Origin of the sequence: Dermabacter sp. HMSC06F07, assembly GCF_001807345.1 — a bacterium.
Classification (GTDB): Bacteria; Actinomycetota; Actinomycetes; order Actinomycetales; family Dermabacteraceae; genus Dermabacter; species Dermabacter hominis.
The window spans coordinates 393,706-416,093 of the sequence record NZ_KV788588.1 but is presented as its reverse complement, the minus strand read 5'-3'; the positions used below and the strand labels follow the sequence as shown (position 1 = coordinate 416,093).

Here is a 22,388-nt window from a genome sequence, read left to right as displayed (position 1 = left end):
GCGCACGACACCTTGTGCTGTCTCCTGTCCGACGCTGCCGTACCTACCTCCGGTCAGGCTAGCCAGGAACCAACCCTCCGAAGATCTCAGCAACCTCGTCGAGTCCGAACCGGGCCAACCCGTTGCACACCCCCGACACGCCCTCAGGGCTGGTTGGCTCGCTGTCGCTACGTCAGAGCCCGAAGGCTCCGCCGCTGACGAGGATCACGATGCCGAGGCCGATGAGAACGATGGGAAAGAGGATGTCCTCCCAGCGTTCGAGCACTTCCGCGATCGGGGGGCGGGTGGCGACGAACTTTGCCAAGGCCACCAGGACCGCAACGAGCGCGAGGAAGACGATGCAGTAGGCGACTACTGCGAGAGGTTCCACGCTAAGGAATACAGGGGTGTAGACACCGATGTTGTCGCCGCCATTGGCAAAAGTGACGCCTGCGACTGTCCAAACGCCGACCTTCTTGCCGGCAACCTTGGCCTCGTCGTCATCGTCGTCATCGTCTCCGCGCCAAGCCTGCCATGCGGCCCAGAGGCCGAGGCCCAGCGGGATGAGACCAAAATATGGAATGACTGCCGGAGGCAGAAATGCTCCGGCACCGATGGTCACAAGGATCGCGGCACCGAGGATGCCGGCAAATCCGAGGTACTGGCCGGCCAAAATACGGGCGGTGGTGCCGCTCTGGCGTGCCCCTCGCGCGAAGAAGAGGGAGAGCACGATGATGTCGTCGATGTTGGTAGCTGCGAACAGGCCTATCGCCTGCAAGACCGTGGTGAGATTCATGCGCCCACCCCAGCTACGTTGCATTCGGGAAGCGAGCAGGCAGGATCGATGCACGGGGCGTCTTCGTCCACTGCCAGGGTGGCATCGACCAATGTAGTCAGCGCCTGCGCCAGGTGCGAATCGGCGATCTCGTATCGTGTCCGACGACCCTCGGGCTCGGAGACGACGATCCCACAATCGCGCAAGCATGCCAGGTGGTTGGACACGTTCGAGCGTGTTAGGTCCAGATCTCGGGATAGTTCCGCCGGGTAAGCGGGATGGTCGAGCAAGGTCAAGATGATCCGGGATCGAGTAGGGTCGGCCAGTGTACGACCCAGGCGGTTCATTACGTCCAGACGCGAAGCAATAGTCAGCATGCACTGAACTATACAGTGCGCACTGAACAGTTCGTGACCGGTGGCCTGGTGTTCTCGGTCTCTTGCTCCCAAGAAGCTACAGCTCCGTGGCACAGCAGGGTTGTCCTACTGGGGTACCCCATTGCAACAGCATCTCGTTGAGCGCGAACCAACACCCCTCGACCTCTATAGTTGGGTCATGCCAACAGGACCAAAACACTGGAAGCACACAGAGGTCGGAGACGGGACCGACGACACCTGGGCCGAAGAATGCCGATGCATGATCGGTGAAGACCACTATGTTGGCGCCGACTCTCCGATGAGCGAGATGCTCAGCGAAGTCGACGCTGAGGACATCTATCTCTCCAGCGGGATGGACCCCGACTACGACTTCCGCTGAACATCCCCTCGAGTCCAACCTCTGCTCACCGAGCGCCGCGTCAGTCCAGGCCCCCAAAGACGGTGGCTTCGTCGTGTTGTCCCTCATGGGTGGCGACCTGCGCTGGTGACGTTAGGTGGGAGGTCTGGCAAATGACCTTTTCTTGGGCCCTCCTGGCGAGATTCGGATGGAGGCGCAGGAGCGGGGAGCCGGCAGGGCATCGTGGAATACCGGAGCCGCGCGAGGATATCCGCGAAAGGCCTTTGGCCTGACCCCCCCCTTGGGTAGGGCGCCGGGCCGCGGGAGAAGGGTGAGGAAAAGAGGGAAAGCCGTGTGCCCTCCCAGGGGGGAGGGGGAACCCTTCTATGCTTACGGCCTGACCCCCCTAGAGAAGATGCCGCACCTCGCGGAGATAGCGCTTCGCGGTGGACTCAGACAGTCCAAATTCCTGCATGACTTCCCGTCGCGTGGGCTGGGTGCCCGACTCGACAATCTGCCTGCTGAGAAACGCCAACACCTCGGCCTTCGAAGCCCTCGCCTGCTGCGCTCGGCGTTTGTTGGCGGCTTCGAGGGGTTTGCGGGCGTTGGTGTGGTACTCGGTTTGGGTGGGGTCGGTCCAGCGTTGTGCGGATTTTTTGCCGCCGCGTGAGCCGAAGGTGCGTAGTGCGCTGCGTTCGGTGGGGGTGACGTGTTGGGTGGAGCTGAGGCCTGTTCCGGCCTCTTTGACGGTCTTGTTGGTGGTGGCGTAGGCGCGGACGCGGCGGGCCATGGTGAGGCGGTCGCGCATGGGGGGCATTTCGTCGGGGCGGCCTAGGGTGTCTTGGGCGTGGGCGATGCGGTAGGCGTGTTCGTATATGTCGATGATGAGGTTGTCTTTGAGGCGTTGGCCGCGTTTGTGTGCGCGGTGTGCGGTTTTGAGTGCGTGGCGGAAGGCTGTTTCGTCGCGTTGTGGGACTCCTGCCGAGTCGTAGAGGACGCGGACACCTTGGATGTAGGACGGGTCGTGGCGTTCAAGTTCTTCGACGCTGAGGCCGTCCAGCTCGTCGGAGAGGGCGCGCATACGCTGAGCGCGTTCACGGTTGGCTTTGGCTTGAAGGATCAGGTCTGTACCGGTTTTTGCGGGTGTGGGGGTTTGTCGGGGGCTGTGGTGAGTGCGCCGAGTTGTTCGAGTATCGCTTCGAAGGACCGCCGTGCGTTCTCGGCCGAGCCGGCTTCGAGCCTTTCGCGGCGCGCGCCGTCGCCAAGGATGCTGAGGAGCCTTTCGAGTGCCTCGACCTGGGCCATCCCGTTGCCGGCAACGATAAAGACGGCGAGGCGCACCTGGAGCGCTCCGGCGTCGGAATCTCCCATTGCACCGAACGCGAGTGGCTCAGCGAGCCTTGCCACCACGAGTGCGTCCTTGAGTGTGTGGGTCGTGTCAGCGTGGGGTATCGCGACGGGCGGTTCGAGCGGGAGGCCGGTGGGGTAGAGCTGCTCGCGCGCGAGTACGGCCCCGACCCACGATGACGTCACGCATCCGTCGGCCTCGAGATGACTCGCTACGAACCGGGTGAGCGAGGCGAAGCTCGTGCCCTCGCCTTTCGGGACGTCGAGCACGTATAGGCGTGGCCGCGTCACCGCCAGGGTGCCTTCACGATGTCCCCGACGTACTCGAGGGTGAGCGCGAGCTCGCCCTCCTCGTCGGTCTGTTCGAGGTCCACGATCGCCTGCATCACGAAGTCGTGATCGCCTTCGGGATCGACGATGGTCTGCGTGACGAGCCAACGCTTCGACTCTTGCTCGAGTCGAAGGTATTGGTGTGCGCGGGCGCGACCCTCGATCACGACGTGATCGTGCGCGTCGTAGAAGTCGTCCATGGCTTCGCCCCAGCGATCCGCGTCCCACCCACTCGCGCCATCGAGTTCACCGAGTTGCTCCTCGCGCTCGAACGCGAAGTCTTCCACTCGTCGCCACATCGCGGCGCGCACCATTTGCGTGAGCACCTTGGTCTGCGCGCTCAGACTGCGTGGCGAATCGGGGCGTACTTCGCTCGCGGCATCCGTATCGCTGTCGGGGTTGGTGAGTGCCTCCCACTCGTCAAGAAGCGAGGAGTCAACACCCCGGACGAGGACACCGAGCCATTCGATGACATCCTCGAGCTCCTCGGTTCGCAGCTCGACCGGGAGGGTACGCCGGAGGGCCTGGTAAGCGTCGGAAAGATAGCGCAGCACGATGCCTTCCGAGCGCATGAGCTGGTACCGTGAGACGAACTCACTGAACGTCGCGCCCGTCTCGTAGAACTCGCGCACGATCTTCTTGGGGGAGAGGTCGTGCACGTTGATCCAGGGGCGATTCTTCGCATAGATCTCGAGGGCTGCCGAGAGTTCTTCCTCGAGAGGCTTCGGCCATGTGACCTCGTCGAGGCGCGCCATGCGTTCGGTGTAGTCGACGCCGTCAGCCTTGAGCTCGGCGAGCAGCGCACTCTTCGCCGCATTCTGCTGCGCGAGCAGAATCTGGAACGGGTCCTCGAGGATCGCTTCGATGATCGAAACCGAGTCCATCGTGAGGCTCGGCGAATCCTCGTCAAGAATGTCGAGGGCTGCGATCGCGAACGCTGCGAGCGGCTGATTCATCTGGAAGTCCCACTGCAGGTCGTCCACGAGTGTGACGGTGCGACCGAGGTGGTCCGGCTCCTCGCGCACCGTGATGATCTCCGCTTCCTTGAGGCCGCGGAATAGCTCGAGAGCGCGGCGCTTGAGAGCAAATTTCTGGGCGCGCGTTTGGTGGCTTTCGTCGATGAGGTGCCGAGCAGCCTCGAGGGCGCTTCCCGGGCGGGAAATGAGCGCGAGCAGGATTGCGCTCGTCATCGCCATGTGGGGTTTCAGTTCCGACGGTTGCTCTTCACTAAGCTTCCTGAGGTTCTCCTCGGTCCAGTTCACCCGGCCTTCTGGAACACGCATTTTCGGTTCGCGCTGCTTCTTCTTCGCGTTGTTGGGTTTCGAGCCCATTTCGGCTCGCTTCGCGAAGCGCTCCTTTTCTTTCTCAAACTCGACGGCCCATTCGGGAGCTTGGACGACGACGTGCCCCACGGTGTCGTAACCCGCGCGTCCGGCGCGACCGGCGATCTGGAGAAACTCCCGTGTGTTGAGCAGACGTTGGCGGCGTCCGTCGAACTTTGCGAGTCCCGTCATGAGCACGGTGCGGATCGGAACGTTGATGCCAACGCCGAGCGTGTCGGTTCCAGCAATGACCTTGAGAAGACCCGATTGCGCGAGCCGTTCAACGAGGCGGCGGTACTTGGGGAGCATGCCCGCGTGGTGCACGCCGATGCCCTCGCGCACGAGTTTCGAGAGGATCGAGCCGAAACCGCGCGAGAACCGAAAGTCGCCTATGAGCTCGCGAATCTTGTCTTTCTCTTCGCGTGTAAGGATCTTTGTGCCGAGAAGGTGCTGCGCTTGCTCGAGGGCGTCCTTTTGCGTGAAGTGGACGATGTAGACGGGCGCGTCGCGATTCTCGAGGATCTCTGTGATCGTCTCGGGAAGGTCGGTCGTCGCCCAGCGGAAATCGAGGGGAACGGGGCGTTCGGCCCCCGCGATCGTACTCACGCTCCTGCCTGTGCGCGTCGCGAGGTCCTTTTCGAAGAAGGTCACGTCACCGAGGGTCGCACTCATGAGCACGAATTGCGTGCGCGGGAGCTCGATCAGAGGCACCTGCCAGGCCCAGCCGCGCTGCGAATCGTCGTAGAAGTGGAACTCATCCATGACGACGAGGCCGATACTGCTCGTCTCACCGTCGCGAAGCGCATGATTCGCGAGAATCTCAGCTGTGCACACGATGATCGGGGCCTCGTGGTTCACGGACGAATCGCCCGTCATCATGCCGACGTTCTCAGCCCCAAACATCGAGACGATCTCGAAGAACTTCTCGCTCACGAGCGCCTTAATCGGGGCGGTGTAGTACGCGGTTTCTCCGCGCGCCATCGCGGCGTAGAGCGCCGCGTAAGCAATCGTTGTCTTTCCCGAGCCGGTGGGCGTCGCGGCAATCACGTGGTCGCCAGCGGCGATCGCGAGGAGCGCCTCCTCTTGATGGGAGTAGAGGGTGCGGCCAACCTCGGCTTGCGCTGCGATGAAACCCTCGACGATCGCATCCTCGCTCGAGGACGTGGGGAGAAAGTCGTGAAGAAGTGGCATGCCCCCATTGTGGCAGCCCCGCCCGGGCCGCTGCCTATTCGGCGGCGAGATCGACGTGAGGGATCTCGAGTTCCGCGACGACCGGGAGGTGATCCGACGCGTGCGTGCGGAGGGTCTTCGCCGAGATCGGCCGAATGTCACGACTCGCGAGAATGTAGTCGATACGTCGTAACGGAATGGGAATCACGGGGTTTGTGCGGCCGAGGAAGCGCTTGGCGAGCGGGAAGCGATGCTTCGCGGCCCACACGTCTGTGAGCCCCTTCGTGAAGACGGAATAATCGCGCGCATGCGAGGGCGCGGAATTGAGATCTCCCACGAGGACTGCGGGCTCCTCGCCCGCGAATGCGACCTCGCGCGCGGCTCGGAACTGCGCGCGTCTGGTCCGCCCCGGGCCGAGTGCGAGATGCGTGACGGCGAACGAGAAGGGGGTTCCATCGGCATCGATGCGTGTGCGTAGCACCGCACGGCGTTCGATCAGTCGGTTTTCGGGAAGACGTGCGAGGTGCGAGTCGACAATCGGGTACGAGGACAGCACCGCGATCCCGTACTGCCTGCGCGTGCTAAGCCCCACCCGCTCCGCGGAACGGCGCGACGGCTCAAGATCGATCGTGGGGGCGAACTGGGCGTGCATGTGGAGGCGGTCTGCGAGCCACGCTGCCTGATCCACGAAGTCTGAGCGCGTCCCGAAGAATCGGTCGACCTCCTGCAGGCCGATCACATCGGCCTCGAGCGACTCGAGGGCGTAAGCGGTCGCGTCGAGATCGAGAACGTTGCGGGAATTAGCGCCGTGATGAATGTTGAACGTGGCGACGCGGACGCGCGCAGTGCGTGGGGACGTGGACGGGGAAGCAGGCATACATCTATTGTGCCGCGAAACGTCGAAGAATAATGGTGTTTGGGAGACTTAGCTCGCGCAGGGGCGAGAAGACTTAGCAAATAGAGGCACGAGAGGTTCCACGGCGGCGAGGATCCGCGTGCGCAGCGCATCCGAACGATCGGCGAGAAGCCGCTGGCGCCGCACGTACTCGCGCTTACCCTCCTCAGTCTCGATGGGCACGATCCCGTATCCGTATCCTCGGCAGTCGTACGGGGAGGCCTCCATATCGAGAATCCTCAAATCCAGGGCGTGCTCGAAGCAGTCAAGTGCGATATCGCTCGGCAGCAGCGGCGCGAGCTTCATCGACCACTTGTACAGGTCCATACCCACGTGAAGGCACGCCGGGTCATCCCTCATGGGCTGACTCTCGCGAGTGGGGCGCGAGGCATTGAGCGGAGCCGCCTGCGGCGTAAAGAAACGAAACGCGTCGATATGCGAGCACACGAGACGGTTCTCTTCAACCACGCGGTTTGTTTCCTCGGCGCTCAGTCGCAAGGGAAGCGATTCATGCCGCTTCTCGCCCGGCCCGAGGCGGTACACCATCGCCCATTCGTGAAGACCAAAACACGAAAAATTCCCGGGCTTTTCGGCAAAACTCGAGTTGGACAGCAATCGGTGAATCCAGTAGGCGGCATCGCCTCGCTCGCGTGCAAATCGCTCGAGGTCCGCCGCGCGCACCGCACCCGAAGCGCCGCCCGATTGGAGCTGCATGTCGCTATACCAGCGCCGGCAGCCGTCGGAATCGACATCCCCAACCCCGCTGTGTGCCTGATCCGCCGAGGCTTCGTAACCCACCTGCCAGCCCGGATGCCAGCGCCGAAGCTGCCCCGGGCTGAAGGGGTAGTACGTGTGCAGAAAACCCTCGATCGGGTGCTTCTCGCCGCGTGCCTTTCGCTCTCGGTGCGGGGCGCTCAAACGATCCGCGCGTGCCTCGTGCTCCTCGCGTGCATGCATCGCTTCTTCCGCCGACATCACGGCGACGAAGCGACCGGGGGCAGCAGGCGAGATCGATGACGAAGACGAACGCGATGAAGAAAACACTCATTGAGTTTACGTGCCGATACGTGTGGGGCGGGCTGCGCACGGGCTGCGGATGTGAAGAAAGAGTGAGGGGTGGCCAAGGGCATAGAGGCATAGCCCGTGCAAGCCAAAGCGCGCTACTAGACTGAGGGCATGCGCATTGCACGATTCACCACTGGCTCGAACCCGATGTTCGGCATCGTCCAGGAAAAGGACGGCGTGGACATGGTGTACGGAATCTCGGGAGACCCGCTGTACACCCAGATTCAACCTAACGGCACGATTCTCCCGCTCGAGGACGTCCGCCTCCTCGCCCCTGTGATCCCGAGGTCGAAGGTCGTTGGCGTTGGCAAGAACTACGCGGAGCACGCGCGTGAGATGGGCGGCGAAGCTCCCGAACGACCGCTGCTGTTCCTCAAGCCGAACACGTCGGTGATCGGCCCTAACGATCCGATCGTTTACCCCGCTGATGCCGCGGAGCTCAGCTTTGAGGCCGAGCTCGCGGTCGTTATCAAAACCCTCGCGAAAAACATCCCGGCCGAGCGCGCCTCGGACGTCATCCTGGGCTACACGTGCGCGAATGATCTCACGGTGCGCGATGCCCAGCGCGAAGAGTCCCAGTGGTTCCGCGCGAAAGCCTTCGACACCTCGTGCCCGCTCGGGCCGTGGATCGAAACGGACCTTGATACCGCGAACGCGCGCATCCGCTCGCGCGTAAACGGCGAGGTCAAACAGGACGGCACGAGCGCCGACATGCTGCGCCGCATCCCCGAGCTCATCGAGGAGATCACGCGCTCGACGACCCTCCTTCCCGGCGACGTCATCCTCACCGGCACGCCCGCGGGCGTCGGGCTCGTGGACGTCGGTGACACCGTCGACATCGACATCGACGGAATTGGCACCCTCACGAACCGCATTGTTTCGCCCGAAGATCTCGAGGCCTAAGACCACATCCGGGGATCTCACCCCGCCAACCTCTCGAAGGAGAACACCCACGTGAGCGCTGAGAACATCGATCTCGCGAGCCTTCCCACCCTCGACAGCACGCGCGGCCACAGTGAGGTCCGCGTCCGCTTTTGCCCGTCGCCCACCGGCACGCCGCACATCGGCATGGTGCGCACGGCCCTGTTCAACTGGGCCTACGCGAAACGCACGGGTGGCACGCTCGTGTTCCGCATCGAGGACACCGACCAAGCGCGCGATAGCGAAGAAAGCTACAACCAGCTTCTCGAGGCGATGCGCTGGCTTGGCATCACATGGGATGAAGGCGTGGACGCGGGCGGCGAAGACGGTCCCTACCGCCAGTCGCAGCGCGGCGAGATTTACCAGGACGTCATCCAAAAGCTCAAGGACGGCGGCTACATCTACGAGTCGTTTTCGACTCCCGAGGAAATCCAGCAGCGCCACATTGCCGCTGGCCGCCCGAAGGAATCGGGGTACGACGGTTTCGATCGTGACCTGACCGAAGAGCAGAAGGCAGCGTTCCGCGCCGAAGGACGTGAGCCCGTGTGGCGTGTGCGAATGCCCGATGAAGACATCACGTTCAACGACCTCGTACGCGGCGAAATCACGTTCAAAGCCGGTTCGACCCCCGACTACGTCGTCGTGCGCGCGAACGGCCAGCCGCTCTACCCCCTCACGAACCCCGTCGACGACGCCCTCATGGGAATCACCCACATTCTGCGCGGCGAAGACATCCTCAGCTCGACGCCCCGGCAGATCGTACTGTTCGAAGCGCTCAAGAAGATCGGCATCGCGAAGTTCACGCCCGAATACGCCCACCTTCCCTACGTGATGGGGGAGGGCAATAAGAAGCTGTCCAAGCGCGACCCCGAGTCGAGCCTTTTCCTCTACCGTGACGAGGGCTTCGTGCCCGAGGGAATGATCAACTACCTCTCGCTGCTTGGCTGGGGCTACAGCGGCGATCAGGATATCTTCACGCGCGAGCAGTTCGTCGCGAAGTTTGATGTTGCCGACGTGAACCCGAACCCCGCTCGCGTTGACTACAAGAAGGCGCTCGCGATTAACACCGACCACATGCGAATGCTCGACGAGGCCGAGTTCACCGAGCGCATGATCCCGTACCTCGAGAAGGCCGGGGTCGTCGAAACCCCCATCACCGAGGACCAGCGCGCCCTCCTCGCGAAGGCCACGCCACTCGTGCAGCCGCGCATGAATCTCCTCGGTGAGGCCCCGGGGATGCTGCGCTTCCTCTTCATCGACGATGCCGATCTCGTGATTGAAGAGGACGCCCTCAAGAAGCTTGGAGACGATCCCGTTTCCGTTGTGCGCCGCGCCATCGAGGTCATCGAGGAAGGCGGCAAGGAGAACTTCACGACCGAGACGCTTGAGTCGTCGCTGCGCGAAGCGATTATCGACGGCATGGGCGTCAAGCCCCGGCTTGCGTTCGGGCCGCTTCGTTCGGGCATCTCTGGCCGTCGCGTGAGCCCGCCGCTGTTTGAATCGATGGAGCTTCTCGGCTACGAATCCACCATCGCCCGCCTTTCGTCGTTCGCCGATCTGCTCGCATCCCGGTGAGCGAAGAGACGTTCGAGTACGCGACCGGGCACGGCAGCGCGCACGCCAAGACGATTCTGATTGGCGAGCACGCTGTCGTGTACGGGCATCCCGCGATCGCCTTTCCCATTTCCCACTTGAGCCTCACGGCAACGGCCAGGCTTTTGCCCTATCCGGATTCGGTCAGTACTCACGCCGGACGCATCGAGGGATCCGTCTCCGCCGAGGGGCTCGGGACGATCAGCGGCTCGTACTCGCTGACCGAAGGTTTCTCGTTCGATGATCAGACCGTTCCCGGCGACGAGGTGCGTTTCGAGAGCGGCCTCACGCTCGATGTGCCCTCGTCGCGCACGGGGAAGCGGCGTGGAAAGCGGCGCATTGCAACCGTCGGCGACCCTTCCACGGGCGCGATCTACCTCGACGTCGATACGGAAGAGGCCGAGGACGAACTGGCCCAGTCGGCACTGCGGACAATTCTCAGTCACGTGGGCGAGAAGCCTGGACGCGCCGAAGTCACGGTCGAGGGAAGCATCCCCACGGCACGCGGCCTCGGGTCGAGTGCCGCGATGGCGAGCGCGATCGCCGTTGCCGTTGCGCGCCTATACGGTCACGAACTCACGAGCGAGGAACGGTTCGAGCTCGTGCAGTTCGTCGAACGCATCGCGCATGGAACCCCGAGTGGTCTTGACGCGTACCAGACCATGGCGGATGGCCCACTGTGGTTCCAGGCAGGCAAGGCGGAACCGCTCGAACTTGCTCACGCGCCGGCGCTCGTCGTGGCTGACACGGGGCTTCCCGGGCACACCCTCGATGCGGTTCGCGGCATCCGCGAGCGGCGTGAACGCGATCCCCGACTCGTGGATCTTGCGCTCGAGACGATCGCTTCGCTCGCGCACACCACACGCGAAGCGCTGCGTATCGGCGATATGAGCAGCGTGGGTCGCGCAATGAACGACTGCCAGGAGATTTTGACGGAGCTCGGGGTATCGCATTCGCGGCTCGAACACCTCGTGGGGGCGGCACGCGATGCAGGTGCACTCGGTGCGAAGCTCACGGGTGGAGGCCTGGGCGGCTGCATCATCGCCCTCGCTCCTTCTCACGGCGCTGTCCCCGCGCTTTCGCGTGCGCTTTCGGCTGCCGGTGCGAAGAATGTGTGGTCAATCAACCCCGCGAGTGAGGAGAGCTCATGACCCGCGCTACCGCCGTCGCACACCCCAACATTGCACTCGTGAAGTACTGGGGGAAAACGGATCGCGAGCTCAATCTGCCCGCGACCGGATCACTGTCGCTGACTCTCGACATATTCCCGACGACCACGACGGTCGAGGTGACGGACGATCCCTTCGACCGGGTCGTCCTCGACGGGGTTGAGCTGTCCGGTGAGGAATCTGCGCGCGTGCGCACGGTCCTCAGTCTTGTGCGTGAGCTCGCGGGTTCGGAGGCGCACGCACATGTCACCTCCACGAACACGGTTCCGACGGCTGCCGGGCTCGCCTCGAGCGCGGCCGCTTTCGCGGCGCTCGCGAAGGCTTCGAGTGTCGCGTACGGGCTTTCGCTGAGCGATGCGGAGCTTTCGCGCCTCGCGCGCCGTGGCTCCGGATCGGCGTGCCGCTCAATTTTCGGCGGGCTCGCACGCTGGAATAAGGGCACGAGTGACGACACGAGTATTGCCGAGCCCCTCGAGTGGAGCGGCGAGCCCCTTTCGATGGTCGTCGCGGTCATCTCAAGCGCGCGCAAGAAGATCGGCAGCCGCGCCGGCATGAACCACACCGTGGAGACCTCTCCCTATTTCGAGGGATGGGTATCGTCGAACGCCGTGCTTTTGGAGCGCGCGTCGCGCGCCGTGCACGATGCGGATTTCACGAGCCTCGGCGAGATCGCGGAGATGAGCGCCCTTCGCATGCACGCCTCGATGCTCGGCGCGGAGCCGCCTGTGCGATACCTGACGGGCACGAGCTTCGCGATGATCGATGCGGTCCAGGAGCTGCGAGAGCAGGGGATCGAGGCATACGCGAGCGCCGATGCCGGGCCCAACGTGAAGATTCTGTGTCGCTCGCGCGAGGCCGCTCTCGTTACCGAGCGCCTGCGTGAGAGGATCGAGGACGTGAAGATGCATGTTGCGAACGCCGGCCCCGGTGCCTACCTCCTCGATGAGGGTGAGCGCCCGAGCGAAGCATGAGCGCTTTCGAATTCCGCGCCCCGGGAAAGCTTTTCGTCGCTGGCGAGTACGGGGTTGTGCGCGCTGGTAATCCCGCGGTGTTGATCGCCGTGGATCGCGCGGTCACGGCCCGCGTGAGTCCCGTGCGCCGCGCCTACGGCGTGCGCGTCGCGAGCGAGCAGTGGGGCGAGGAGCGCGACTATGCTCCCGTGAGCGCCGAGGCGCCAGCATCCGAGCAGCAGCGAGAACCTATTTTCCGCGCTCTCGACGTTTTCGTGGAGTATTACGGGCCTCTGCCCGCCCTTGATATCCACGTGTCGTCAACCCTTGATGACAGTGACGGTCGAAAGTATGGCTTCGGCTCTTCCGGCGCCGTTGTCGTCGCGACCATTGGCGCCGCGGCTCGCGCCCTCAACATCGCTCTCAGCCCGCGAGAACTCTTCAAACTTTCGGCTCTCGCCGTGCTCGACGGTAATGTGCGCGCCTCGTGTGCAGACGTCGCCACGAGTGTGCTCGGTGGCTGGGTCCTGTACCGATCATTCGATCGGGAGGCCGTGCGCGATCTGCGCGCACGCGAAGGCGTCAAGAGCGCGCTCGCCGCGCAGTGGCCGGGCCTTGCTCTTGAGCCGCTCGACGTGCCACACGCGCTCAAGACCGTCATCGGCTGGAGCGGTGCGCCTGCGTCGACCCGCTCGCTCGTAGCGCAAGTCGACGATGCTGCCCGCGCTGGACGCATCGACTTCGAAGCATTCGCGCGCGAGAACGCCGCGCATGTGGAGCGTTTCGTCGAGGCGGTGCGCACGGGCTCGACGATTGACGCCATGCGCGTGCTCGAATGCGTCCTCGCTCAATTGCGTGACCTCGACGCTGCGGCAGGAGGAAGCGAGGGGCCGCTCGGCATCGAAACGCCAGAGCTGCGCGCTATGACCGAGATCGCCGTCGCACACGGTGCCGCCGCAAAACTCTCGGGAGCTGGCGGCGGGGACTGCGTTCTTGCCCTCGCCCCGAATGCCGACGTCGCGACGGCAGTGAGACAAGCCTGGCGGCGAGCGGGAATGACCGCGCTCAACGTGGGCGTAGAGCCGTCGGACCTCCACGCCCGCACACATGTGACGACCGAAAAGCAAGGAAGCGCCCATGAGTAGTTCCCGCAAAGACGATCACGTTCGGCTTGCGATGGAGCAAGAGACCGCCCACCGCCGCTCACGGGACTTCGATGACGTGCGCGTGCTTCATCACGCCCTGAGCGCCGTCAATGTCGAGACCGTGAGTCTCGAGGTTGAAATAGGAGAGCGCACGTGGCCTCTGCCGTTCTACATCAACGGCATGACCGGCGGTAGCGAGTTCACCGGCAAGATTAATCAGGCACTCGCGATCGCCGCTGCGGACACGGGTATCGCGATGGCCTCAGGGTCCATGAGCGCCTACTTCAAAGATCCATCGTGCGCGCCGAGTTTCACCGTTCTTCGTGACGAAAACCCACACGGCTTCCTCATGGCGAACCTTTCAGCGAACGCAAGCCCCGAGCAGGCCTGCGAGGCGGTCGAGCTCATCGATGCCGATGCACTTCAAATCCATGTGAATGCCGTCCAAGAAATCGTGATGCCCGAGGGAGATCGCGAATTCGAGCACTGGGCCCAGCACATCGAGGCGATCGCACGGGCCGTCGATGTTCCCGTGATCGTGAAGGAGGTGGGCTTCGGGATGACGGGGGCTAGCGCACGCACGCTGTCCTCACTCGGTGTTGCCTTTGTGGACGTGGCTGGCAATGGTGGCACTGACTTCGCACGCATCGAGAGCGCGCGCCGCACCGATCAGTTCTCCCACCTCAATGGCTGGGGTCAAAGCGCCGTCGAGAGCCTGATCGATGCGCGCGGGGCGTCGCGCGACACGGGGCTCCCGCTTCTCGCGAGCGGAGGTGTTCGCACGAGCCTCGATGTCCTCAAATGCCTCGCGCTAGGGGCGAAGGCCGTGGGAGTCGCGGGCGGTTTTCTCGCGATCGTGCGCGACCACGGACCCGATGCGCTCATTGGTGAAATCCGAACGTGGAAAGAGCAACTGCGGTCGATGATGGCGCTCGTGGGCGCACGAAACGTCGACGCGCTCACGCGCACAGACCTCGTGCTCACGGGGCGCGTGCGCGAGTACGCGGAAGCGAGAGGCATCGATCTTTCCCCCTACGCGCGGCGCAGCGGAACGGCGAATGGAGGCACTCATGAGTGACACACGCGAGCAGGGCGCTTTCGCGCAGATTCCCATGAAATGGCTCGGTCCCCTGAGGATCAGCGGAAACGTGGCCGAAGGCGAGGTCGAGGTCCCCCTCGCCACCTACGAGACGACCCTGTTTCCCTCGGTCAAGCGTGGGGCGACGGTATCCCGGCTCGTCGAGGGCGGAATCCGCACGACCCTCGTTGACGAACGCATGACCCGCTCGATCCTTTTCGAAGCAGATTCGGCGGCCGATGCCTACGACTCGGCGAGGCGCGTGTGCGCGGATCTGTCCTCGCTTCAGGAGGTTGTTGCCGGTACGAGCCGCTTTGCGCGTCTGATCGATATCGTCCCCGAGATCGTCGGTAATCTCCTGTATTTGCGCCTCGAGTTCCTCACGGGCGATGCTGCTGGCCACAACATGGTGACCCTCGCCGCGGACGCCCTCATGGCGCACATCGCGAACCGCGAGAGCGCTTTGCGATACGCGAGCATCTCCGGCAACTACTGCACCGACAAGAAAACCTCGGCCGTGAACGGAATTCGAGGGCGCGGCAAGAATGTGATCGCGGAGATCGTCCTTCCCGAAGAGGTTTTGCGCCGGCGACTGCGCACGAGCGCCGAACGTATGGCGGACCTCAACGTGCGCAAGAACCTTGTGGGTGGCATCGCCGCAGGCTCCCTCAGGAGTGCCAATGCGCACTACGCCAACATGCTGCTCGGGTTCTATCTCGCGACGGGCCAGGACGCCGCAAACATCGTTGAAGGCAGCCAGGGCATCACGCACACCGAACGCCGGGGCCGAGACGGCGAGGATCTCTACTTCTCGTGCACGATCCCGCATCTCATTGTCGGGTCCGTGGGCAACGGCAAAGGGCTTGATTTCGTGAGTGACAATCTCGCGCGCCTGGGATGCCGTGAGGAACGCGAGCCGGGGGAGAACGCCCGACGTCTCGCGGGACTCGCTGCCGCAACCGTCCTGTGCGGCGAGCTCTCGCTCATGGCCGCGCAGACCAATCCCGGCGAGCTCATGGCCGCCCACGTCCAGTTTGAAAGGAGTTCGCGATGACGCACGCGATCGGCATCACCGATATCTCAGCGGCGACGACCTCGCTCTTCTTCTCCCTCACTTCGCTCGCCGAAGCACAGGGCACGAGTCCCGGTAAGTATTTGCGCGGAATTGGCCAGCATGAGATGAGCGTGCCGGGCGACGACGAAGACATTGTCACTCTCGCAGCCCGGGCAGCTGCGCCCATTATCGAGCGCCACGGCACCAAGGAGATCCGCACGCTCGTGCTCGCGACAGAGACAGGCATCGACCAGTCGAAAGCGGCGGGCATCTACGTGCACGAACTCCTCGGCCTCGAGCACAATGCCCGAGTCGTCGAGCTCAAAGAGGCATGCTATTCGGCAACCGCAGCGCTCCAGTTTGCGCTCGGAATCGTGGCGCGCAACCCCGATGAAAAAATTCTCGTGATCGCGAGCGATATTGCCCGGTACGAGCTTGATTCGAGTGGTGAGGCAACCCAGGGGGCGGGTGCGCTAGCGATGCTCGTGAGCGCTGACCCCGCGATCATGGCAATCGAGCCCGCTTCGGGTCTTTTCACCGAAAACGTCCATGACTTCTGGCGTCCCAATGACCGCACGACCGCCCTCGTCGACGGCCGTTTCTCCGTGACCGTCTACTTGCGCGCCGTGACAGAGGCATACGACGACTACGTGCGCCGCGGGGGAGCGGAGTTCTCCTCCATCGCGCGCATGTGCTTCCACCAGCCGTTCACCAAGATGGCGGCGAAGGCCATGCAGACCCTCGCGAAGCACGCGGGCGCCCAGTCGGTCGCGAGCGCCGTGTCCTCACTTGAGGAGACCATGATTCACAACCGCCGCCTCGGCAATACGTACACGGCATCGGTGTACATGGGGCTCTTGTCACTTCTCGAGAACGCCGAGCTTCGTGCAGGCGAGCGGATTGGAATCTTCAGCTACGGCTCGGGCGCGGTCGCCGAGTTTTTCGCCGGTACGCTCGTCGAAGGGTATCGCGAACATGTGCGCCCAGGTGCGCTCACGGCCCAGCTCGATGCGCGCCGAGAAATCGGCTATGAGGAATATCGCGAACGGCACATCCGCGCGGATCGCACGGACGATTATGAAACGCGTGCGGAGAGTGAGGGCCCATTCCGTTTAGCGGGTGTGCGCGAGTCGATTCGGGTGTACGAAAAAGCGTGAAAAAGGGGTCCGACGGTTGCAGGGCCAGCGTCGGAATCGCATTCGTGTGAAAGCTTCCACAAAGGACGAAGGAAAAGTTGCCGGGGCTTTCGCGCTGGACTACTGTTGTATTTCGTTCGGCTCGCCGGGCAAAACCCTTGGGGTATGGTGTAATTGGCAACACGGCTGATTCTGGTTCAGTTGTTCTAGGTTCGAGTCCTGGTACCCCAGCGATGCAGGTCACATGGCCTGGATTTGGAAACAGTCAGCAGCTTTGCTAAAGTTTCTAAGGCCTCATTAAGGCAAGGCCCCGTTCGTCTAGCGGCCTAGGACGTCGCCCTCTCACGGCGGTAACACCGGTTCAAATCCGGTACGGGGTACAGAGCGAAAGCCCGACCACTTCGGTGGTCGGGCTTTTTCGTGCCTGGGACCTTTCCGGCGTATCCTTAAAGCGAGCAGGGAGTTTGGCTCACAAAAGCGTGAGCCCGGCCGTGGAAGGAAGAAAACCATGAGTGCAAATGAAGGCCGGATCGTTGTCGGCGTCGAAGACACCGAGGAATCCGATCACGCAATCCGCTGGGCGGCGCACAATGCCCTCGCCCTGAATAAGCCCCTGCATCTTGTGCACGCATTCGTGTGGCCGCTCATGGGGGTCGATGTCGATCCCGTTCCCGGCGTGAGTGGGTCGGGCCTCAAGGTCGCCGCGCAACGCTTGCTCGATGAAGCGGCTCAGATCGCCCACGAAGTTGCCCCCGGCTGCGAAGTGACGACCCAGATTGTCGACGGCCGCGCGGTGGACGTGCTCATTCAGCAGTCAGCGACCGCAGATGCGCTCGTGGTCGGCTCGCGCGGGCTCGGTCGCTTCCTCTCGATCATTGTGGGATCGACCAGTTCGGCGCTCCTCACACGCTCGAAATGTTCGATCGTTGTCGTTCGCGGCGATATTGCCGCAGATGGCCCCGTGGCAGTGTTTTACGACGGTGGGACGGCCTTTGAGTGCGCGCTCGAGCGCGCCGCCGAGTTTGCGAAGGTGTACGGCACCGGCGTCCGCGTTATTCCCTCGATCGTGATTCCCGAGGAGAAATGGGCGGGCATTCTCGAGAGCGCTCAACGTCACTTGCGCGAGGTTGCGCCCGAGGTGGACGTGGAGATCACCGAGTACGGTCGCCAGCACACGGCGAAAGAGTTGATCCGCCGCAGCGAGGGCACGAGGCTTATCGTTGCGAACGCGCGCGGCAAGCACGGGGAACTTGAGCGTCAGCCCGTCGTGTCGAATACCGCTTTCTTGCAGTACGCGAACACCCCCGTGTGGCTCGAGAGGCAGTAAGCCACTTGAGCCCGTCCAGTGGACTTCTAATGGCCGCCCTGGCGCACGAGTTCGCTAAGTTTCTCCGCGTAGCTCATGACGAGAGTGGCGTGGATTTTTCCGGGCTGTCGCGTCATGCGGTCGATCGGGCCCGAGATTGAGAGGGCGGCAATGACGCGGTCGCTCGGGCCCCGAACCGGCGCACTCACGGACGCAACGCCCGATTCGCGTTCGCCGACGCTTTGCGCCCACCCGCGTCTGCGCACGGCCGACAGCATTGAGGCTGTGAAGCGTGCCCCGTGAAGGCCGCGGTGGAGGCGGTCTGGCTCTTCCCAGGCGAGAAGAATCTGTGCGGCGGAACCGGCTCGCATCGTGAGCGTTGAGCCTAGTGGGACGGTATCGCGCAGGCCGCTTGGGCGCTCGGCCGTCGCGACGCACACGCGGTGTTCGGCTTGGCGACGATAGAGCTGCGCCGATTCTCCGGAGCGGTCCCTGAGCTCGGCAAGAACGGGCCCGGCGGAGGCGAGGAGGCGGTCCTCGCCAGCGGCGGCGGCGAGTTCCGTCAGGCGAGGCCCGAGGATGAAGCGACCTTGGATATCGCGCGCGACGAGCCTGTGGTGTTCGAGCGCGACCGCGAGCCGGTGAGCCGTCGGCCGGGCGAGCCCGGTTGTGCTCACGAGAGTTGCGAGCGTTGCGGGCCCCGCTTCAAGCGCGCCGAGTACCGTGGCGGCTTTGTCGATCACACCGACGCCGCTTCCCTCTTCGATCTGAATGTTCATGGAATAAGACTATCGTCTCGCGATGTGAAATGCGAGTGCTTCGCCACTGCCCCTTCGCGAAACTTGGTGCCAACGAGCCGTGCGCTTCACGCAAAGGAGCGACGCGGGGAGACGACGATCGAGGAGTCACTCACATGGCGGGAACTCTCGCGGAAAAGGTTTGGCAGGACCACGTAGTCCGCAAGGGCGAAGGCGGAGAGCCGGACCTCCTGTACATTGACCTTCACCTGCTTCACGAGGTGACCTCCCCGCAGGCATTCGAGGGGCTGCGGCTCGAGGGGCGCTTGCCGCGCCGCGTTGACCAAACCCTCGCGACGGAGGATCACAACACGCCGACCGTCGATATCGACAAACCAATTGCCGACCTCACAAGCCGCACCCAGATCAACACCCTGCGTGCCAATGCCGAGGAATTCGGTGTGCGTATCCACTCGCTCGGCGACGTTGACCAGGGCATCGTCCACGTCGTGGGGCCGCAGCTCGGCCTCACGATGCCGGGAATTACGGTCGTGTGTGGCGACTCGCACACCTCGACCCACGGTGCATTCGGCGCGCTTGCCTTCGGCATCGGTACCTCCGAAGTTGAGCACGTCCTCGCAACGCAGACCCTGCCCCTCAAGCCCTTCAAGACCATGGCGATTACGGTCGAAGGATCGCTTAAACCGGGCGTGAGCGCTAAAGACATCATCCTTGCGGTCATCGCGAAGATCGGTACCGGTGGCGGGCAGGGATACGTGCTCGAATACCGCGGAGAAGCCATCCGAAACCTCTCCATGGAGGGGCGCATGACGATCTGCAACATGTCTATCGAAGCGGGTGCCCGGGCCGGCATGATCGCTCCCGACGAGACGACCTTTGAGTATGTCAAGGGACGCCCCCATGCGCCGACGGGGGAGGCGTGGGACGAAGCGGTCGAGTACTGGAAGAGCCTCAGGAGCGACGACGACGCGACCTTCGATGCTGAAGTTGTGATCAACGCCGACGAACTCGAGCCATTCGTCACGTGGGGCACGAACCCCGGTCAAGGCCTGCCGCTCTCGGGCGCCGTTCCCGCCCCAGAGGACTTCGCCGACGACAACGCGAAAGCCGCGTGCGAGCGCGCGCTCGAATACATGGACCTCGAGCCCGGGACCGCGCTCAAGGACATTCGCGTCGACACGGTCTTTATGGGCTCGTGCACGAACGGTCGAATCGAAGACCTGCGCGCTTTCACCGATGTGATCCGAGGCCGCACGAAGGATCCGAATGTTCGTGTTCTCGTCGTTCCCGGCTCGGCGCGCGTGCGACTCCAGGCCGAAGCCGAAGGACTCGACAAGGAGATCCTGGCCTTTGGCGCCGAGTGGCGAAATGCGGGATGCTCGATGTGCCTTGGCATGAACCCCGACCAGCTCGCCCCGGGGGAGCGCTCCGCCTCGACCTCGAACCGCAACTTCGAGGGGCGCCAGGGCAAGGGCGGGCGCACCCACCTCGTGTCGCCCGTCGTCGCGGCCGCGACGGCCGTGCGGGGAACCCTTTCATCACCCGCTGACCTCGACAATCTCGAACAAGCCGACGCCTCGGTGCGTGCCTGAGGGCCGCGAGGACGCTGGGAAAGGACTCACACCATGGAAAAGTTCACCTCGCACACGGGTATCGGTGTTCCGCTGCGACGCTCCAACGTCGATACCGACCAAATCATCCCCGCCGTGTACCTCAAGCGCGTGACGAAGACGGGTTTCGATGACGGTCTCTTTAGCGCGTGGCGTCAGGATCCAGATTTTGTGCTCAACCGCGATCCCTACTCGCGAGGCTCCGTTCTTGTTGCGGGAGAGGAGTTTGGTACCGGTTCCTCGCGCGAGCATGCCGTGTGGGCGCTTCGCGACTACGGTTTCAAAGCGGTGCTCTCGAGCCGATTCGCGGATATTTTCCGAGGCAACGCCGGTAAGCAGGGCCTCGTTGCCGCAGTCCTCTCGCAGTCGGATATCGAACAGATCTGGAAGATCCTCGAGAACGCGCCGGGAACCGACATCACCGTCGATCTCGAAAATCGAGTGGTTGAGGTAGCCGATTCGACCTTCTCGTTCGAAATCGACGACTACACCCGTTGGCGCCTCATGGAGGGCTTCGATGACATCGGGCTCACGATGCGGCACGAAGCAGACATCGCGGAGTTTGAAAAGCGTCGGCCCTCCTGGCTCCCGAAGACGCTTCCCGCGCGCACTGCCGACGACCAGTAGCGGAGCTTTTGCGCCCTCGGCGTACACCGGCGCGTGTGCAGTTCTTTTCAAAGCGCTGTTCGGTATGGTGAGACGGTTACCTGTGGGCTCGTCCCGGAAAAGGAATCAACTCCACTATGACCTCAAGCTTCTATGTGCGCGGCGGAAAGCCGCTCGAGGGTGAGATCACCGTTCGTGGTGCAAAGAACCTGGTCTCGAAGGCCATGGTTGCCGCGCTTCTCGGTGAGACCGAAAGCTTCCTCACGAGTGTCCCCGACATCAGCGACGTGAGGATCGTGAGCGAGCTTCTTCGCGTGCACGGCGTAAAAATCGAGCGCGATACGGAAGCGGGAACCCTCCGCATGGACCCGTCGAACGTCGAGCGTGCGCACGTGGCGGACATCGACGCTCACGCGGGAAGCTCGCGCATCCCGATCCTCTTCTGCGGCCCGCTTCTGCACCGCCTCGGTGAGGCCGTGATCCCCGATCTGGGCGGTTGCCGCATCGGCACGCGCCCGATCAACTATCACCTCGACGTGCTGCGCAACTTCGGTGCTCGTGTCGATAAGCGCGAGCACGGCATCTACATCACGGCACCGGATGGTCTTCGTGGTGCAAAAATCCGCCTCGAGTACCCGAGTGTTGGTGCGACCGAGCAGGTGCTCCTCACGGCAGTACGGGCGAAGGGCATCACTGAACTCGAGAACGCGGCCGTCGAGCCCGAGATCGAGGATCTCATCGCCGTTTTGCAAAAGATGGGCGCGATCATTTCGCTGCGCACCGATCGCACAATCGTGATCGAGGGCGTCGAGAAGCTCAATGGCTACCGTCACCGCTGCATTCCCGACCGCATCGAGGCGGCGAGCTGGGCCTGCGCTGCCCTCGTGACTCACGGCGACGTGTTCGTCCGCGGGGCCGAGCAGAAGGCGATGGGCACCTTCCTCAACGTGCTGCGCAAGATCGGTGCCGGCGTCGATATTCACGACGACGGGATTCGGTTCTACGACACGGGTAAAGGCCTCTCCTCGGCAGCGATCGAGACCGACGTCCACCCTGGCTTCATGACGGACTGGCAACAGCCTCTCGTCGTGTTGTTGACTCAGGCCAACGGTATTTCGATTGTCCACGAGACCGTGTACGAGAACCGCCTTGGCTTCACGAGCGCGCTCAATGACATGGGCGCGCAGATCCAGGTGTATCGCGAGTGCCTCGGCGGCTCCCGCTGCCGCTTCGGTCAGCGCAACTACAATCACTCGGCGGTTGTGAACGGACCGCGCCCGCTTGAGGGTGCCGAGATCACGGTCCCGGACCTGCGCGGCGGGTTCAGCTACCTGATCGCAGCTCTCGGGGCTGACGGCGTCTCGCAGATCCACGGCATCGACCTCATCGATCGTGGCTACGAATCCTTCAGGGACAAGCTCACGAAGCTCGGTGCCGATTTCTGGGAAGAGTGAGAACGAATCAA

General features: G+C 63.4%; 20 protein-coding genes and 2 tRNA genes. 14 read left to right on the top strand and 8 right to left on the bottom strand.

The features are described 5' to 3' along the window. Nucleotides 1-172 precede the first annotated feature (172 nt). From HMPREF3157_RS08995 to HMPREF3157_RS08965, 7 genes are all read right to left on the bottom strand, one after another. Nucleotides 173-775: a cadmium resistance transporter gene (locus tag HMPREF3157_RS08995; protein ID WP_070436155.1), complete on the bottom strand. Its 603-nt coding sequence runs from the start codon at nt 773-775 to the stop codon at nt 173-175. Beyond that, a complete protein-coding gene (locus HMPREF3157_RS08990) occupies nt 772-1,131 on the bottom strand; it encodes a Cd(II)/Pb(II)-sensing metalloregulatory transcriptional regulator CmtR (protein ID WP_070436154.1) in 360 nt (119 codons plus the stop codon). Before HMPREF3157_RS08990 ends, HMPREF3157_RS08995 begins: the two co-directional genes overlap by 4 nt. Nucleotides 1,132-1,874: 743 nt before the next feature. Next, entirely contained in the window at nt 1,875-2,549 is a 675-nt protein-coding gene (locus tag HMPREF3157_RS10570) for a LexA family protein (protein WP_083288139.1), read from the bottom strand. Nucleotides 2,550-2,587: 38 nt separating this feature from the next. Next, on the bottom strand, nt 2,588-3,106 hold the full coding sequence (locus HMPREF3157_RS08980; RefSeq protein ID WP_070436153.1) for a PTS sugar transporter subunit IIA: 519 nt from the start codon (nt 3,104-3,106) through the stop codon (nt 2,588-2,590). Further along, nucleotides 3,103-5,658 carry a DEAD/DEAH box helicase gene (locus tag HMPREF3157_RS08975; RefSeq protein WP_070436152.1) on the bottom strand — a complete coding sequence of 852 codons (2,556 nt, stop codon included), beginning with the start codon at nt 5,656-5,658 and terminating at the stop codon, nt 3,103-3,105. Before HMPREF3157_RS08975 ends, HMPREF3157_RS08980 begins: the two co-directional genes overlap by 4 nt. A 34-nt stretch (nt 5,659-5,692) precedes the next feature. Beyond that, on the bottom strand, nt 5,693-6,514 hold the full coding sequence (locus tag HMPREF3157_RS08970; RefSeq protein ID WP_016664763.1) for an endonuclease/exonuclease/phosphatase family protein: 822 nt from the start codon (nt 6,512-6,514) through the stop codon (nt 5,693-5,695). A gap of 48 nt (nt 6,515-6,562) precedes the next feature. Further along, nucleotides 6,563-7,489 (bottom strand): 3-methyladenine DNA glycosylase, encoded by a 927-nt coding sequence (locus tag HMPREF3157_RS08965; protein ID WP_070436284.1) that lies wholly within the window; start codon nt 7,487-7,489, stop codon nt 6,563-6,565. Nucleotides 7,490-7,708: 219 nt separating this feature from the next. On the opposite strand from HMPREF3157_RS08965, the gene HMPREF3157_RS08960 reads away from it, so the two are divergent. From HMPREF3157_RS08960 to HMPREF3157_RS08910, 11 genes are all read left to right on the top strand, one after another. Further along, nucleotides 7,709-8,500, top strand: a complete 792-nt coding sequence (locus tag HMPREF3157_RS08960; protein ID WP_070436151.1) for a fumarylacetoacetate hydrolase family protein — start codon at nt 7,709-7,711, stop codon at nt 8,498-8,500. Nucleotides 8,501-8,566: 66 nt separating this feature from the next. Continuing rightward, a complete protein-coding gene (gene gltX / locus HMPREF3157_RS08955) occupies nt 8,567-10,093 on the top strand; it encodes a glutamate--tRNA ligase (protein ID WP_070436283.1) in 1,527 nt (508 codons plus the stop codon). After that, the gene (gene mvk / locus HMPREF3157_RS08950) at nt 10,090-11,262 is read left to right on the top strand and encodes a mevalonate kinase (protein WP_070436150.1); all 1,173 of its coding nucleotides are present in this window, start codon (nt 10,090-10,092) and stop codon (nt 11,260-11,262) included. Before gltX ends, mvk begins: the two co-directional genes overlap by 4 nt. Further along, nucleotides 11,259-12,251 (top strand): diphosphomevalonate decarboxylase, encoded by a 993-nt coding sequence (gene mvaD / locus HMPREF3157_RS08945; protein ID WP_061211746.1) that lies wholly within the window; start codon nt 11,259-11,261, stop codon nt 12,249-12,251. The genes mvk and mvaD overlap by 4 nt, the downstream gene beginning before the upstream one ends. Then, nucleotides 12,248-13,375 carry a phosphomevalonate kinase gene (locus HMPREF3157_RS08940; protein WP_061211747.1) on the top strand — a complete coding sequence of 376 codons (1,128 nt, stop codon included), beginning with the start codon at nt 12,248-12,250 and terminating at the stop codon, nt 13,373-13,375. Before mvaD ends, HMPREF3157_RS08940 begins: the two co-directional genes overlap by 4 nt. Beyond that, nucleotides 13,368-14,453 carry a type 2 isopentenyl-diphosphate Delta-isomerase gene (gene fni / locus HMPREF3157_RS08935; RefSeq protein WP_070436149.1) on the top strand — a complete coding sequence of 362 codons (1,086 nt, stop codon included), beginning with the start codon at nt 13,368-13,370 and terminating at the stop codon, nt 14,451-14,453. The genes HMPREF3157_RS08940 and fni overlap by 8 nt, the downstream gene beginning before the upstream one ends. After that, a complete protein-coding gene (locus HMPREF3157_RS08930) occupies nt 14,446-15,507 on the top strand; it encodes a hydroxymethylglutaryl-CoA reductase (protein ID WP_070436148.1) in 1,062 nt (353 codons plus the stop codon). Before fni ends, HMPREF3157_RS08930 begins: the two co-directional genes overlap by 8 nt. Next, complete coding sequence (locus HMPREF3157_RS08925) at nt 15,504-16,664, top strand: hydroxymethylglutaryl-CoA synthase (protein WP_070436147.1); 1,161 nt, start codon at nt 15,504-15,506, stop codon at nt 16,662-16,664. Before HMPREF3157_RS08930 ends, HMPREF3157_RS08925 begins: the two co-directional genes overlap by 4 nt. Nucleotides 16,665-16,802: 138 nt before the next feature. Further along, nucleotides 16,803-16,874: transfer RNA gene (locus HMPREF3157_RS08920), tRNA-Gln, on the top strand. Nucleotides 16,875-16,950: 76 nt separating this feature from the next. Continuing rightward, nucleotides 16,951-17,023 (top strand) — tRNA-Glu (locus tag HMPREF3157_RS08915). A gap of 128 nt (nt 17,024-17,151) precedes the next feature. Beyond that, on the top strand, nt 17,152-17,970 hold the full coding sequence (locus tag HMPREF3157_RS08910) for a universal stress protein (protein ID WP_070436146.1): 819 nt from the start codon (nt 17,152-17,154) through the stop codon (nt 17,968-17,970). A 26-nt stretch (nt 17,971-17,996) separates the two neighbouring features. On the opposite strand, the gene HMPREF3157_RS08905 is transcribed toward HMPREF3157_RS08910, so the two are convergent. After that, on the bottom strand, nt 17,997-18,716 hold the full coding sequence (locus tag HMPREF3157_RS08905; protein WP_040387009.1) for an IclR family transcriptional regulator: 720 nt from the start codon (nt 18,714-18,716) through the stop codon (nt 17,997-17,999). Between the two features lie 146 nt (nt 18,717-18,862). Between HMPREF3157_RS08905 and leuC the strand changes: the two genes are divergently transcribed. From leuC to murA, 3 genes are all read left to right on the top strand, one after another. Then, nucleotides 18,863-20,299 carry a 3-isopropylmalate dehydratase large subunit gene (gene leuC, locus HMPREF3157_RS08900; protein WP_070436145.1) on the top strand — a complete coding sequence of 479 codons (1,437 nt, stop codon included), beginning with the start codon at nt 18,863-18,865 and terminating at the stop codon, nt 20,297-20,299. A gap of 33 nt (nt 20,300-20,332) precedes the next feature. After that, the gene (gene leuD, locus HMPREF3157_RS08895; protein WP_070436144.1) at nt 20,333-20,944 is read left to right on the top strand and encodes a 3-isopropylmalate dehydratase small subunit; all 612 of its coding nucleotides are present in this window, start codon (nt 20,333-20,335) and stop codon (nt 20,942-20,944) included. A gap of 116 nt (nt 20,945-21,060) precedes the next feature. Beyond that, nucleotides 21,061-22,377, top strand: coding sequence for a UDP-N-acetylglucosamine 1-carboxyvinyltransferase (gene murA, locus HMPREF3157_RS08890; protein ID WP_016664749.1), 1,317 nt, complete (start codon nt 21,061-21,063; stop codon nt 22,375-22,377). Nucleotides 22,378-22,388 lie beyond the last annotated feature (11 nt).

Bases quoted from the DNA above. Each gene is read 5' to 3' on its own strand.
- HMPREF3157_RS08995 (WP_070436155.1), bottom strand. From the start codon at position 775: ATGAATCTCACCACGGTCTTGCAGGCGATAGGCCTGTTCGCAGCTACC.
- HMPREF3157_RS08990 (WP_070436154.1), bottom strand. From the start codon at position 1,131: ATGCTGACTATTGCTTCGCGTCTGGACGTAATGAACCGCCTGGGTCGT.
- HMPREF3157_RS10570 (WP_083288139.1), bottom strand. From the start codon at position 2,549: ATGCGCGCCCTCTCCGACGAGCTGGACGGCCTCAGCGTCGAAGAACTT.
- HMPREF3157_RS08975 (WP_070436152.1), bottom strand. From the start codon at position 5,658: ATGCCACTTCTTCACGACTTTCTCCCCACGTCCTCGAGCGAGGATGCG.
- HMPREF3157_RS08970 (WP_016664763.1), bottom strand. From the start codon at position 6,514: ATGCCTGCTTCCCCGTCCACGTCCCCACGCACTGCGCGCGTCCGCGTC.
- HMPREF3157_RS08965 (WP_070436284.1), bottom strand. From the start codon at position 7,489: ATGCATGCACGCGAGGAGCACGAGGCACGCGCGGATCGTTTGAGCGCC.
- HMPREF3157_RS08960 (WP_070436151.1), top strand. From the start codon at position 7,709: ATGCGCATTGCACGATTCACCACTGGCTCGAACCCGATGTTCGGCATC.
- mvaD (WP_061211746.1), top strand. From the start codon at position 11,259: ATGACCCGCGCTACCGCCGTCGCACACCCCAACATTGCACTCGTGAAG.
- HMPREF3157_RS08940 (WP_061211747.1), top strand. From the start codon at position 12,248: ATGAGCGCTTTCGAATTCCGCGCCCCGGGAAAGCTTTTCGTCGCTGGC.
- fni (WP_070436149.1), top strand. From the start codon at position 13,368: ATGAGTAGTTCCCGCAAAGACGATCACGTTCGGCTTGCGATGGAGCAA.
- HMPREF3157_RS08930 (WP_070436148.1), top strand. From the start codon at position 14,446: ATGAGTGACACACGCGAGCAGGGCGCTTTCGCGCAGATTCCCATGAAA.
- HMPREF3157_RS08925 (WP_070436147.1), top strand. From the start codon at position 15,504: ATGACGCACGCGATCGGCATCACCGATATCTCAGCGGCGACGACCTCG.
- HMPREF3157_RS08910 (WP_070436146.1), top strand. From the start codon at position 17,152: ATGAGTGCAAATGAAGGCCGGATCGTTGTCGGCGTCGAAGACACCGAG.
- leuC (WP_070436145.1), top strand. From the start codon at position 18,863: ATGGCGGGAACTCTCGCGGAAAAGGTTTGGCAGGACCACGTAGTCCGC.
- leuD (WP_070436144.1), top strand. From the start codon at position 20,333: ATGGAAAAGTTCACCTCGCACACGGGTATCGGTGTTCCGCTGCGACGC.
- murA (WP_016664749.1), top strand. From the start codon at position 21,061: ATGACCTCAAGCTTCTATGTGCGCGGCGGAAAGCCGCTCGAGGGTGAG.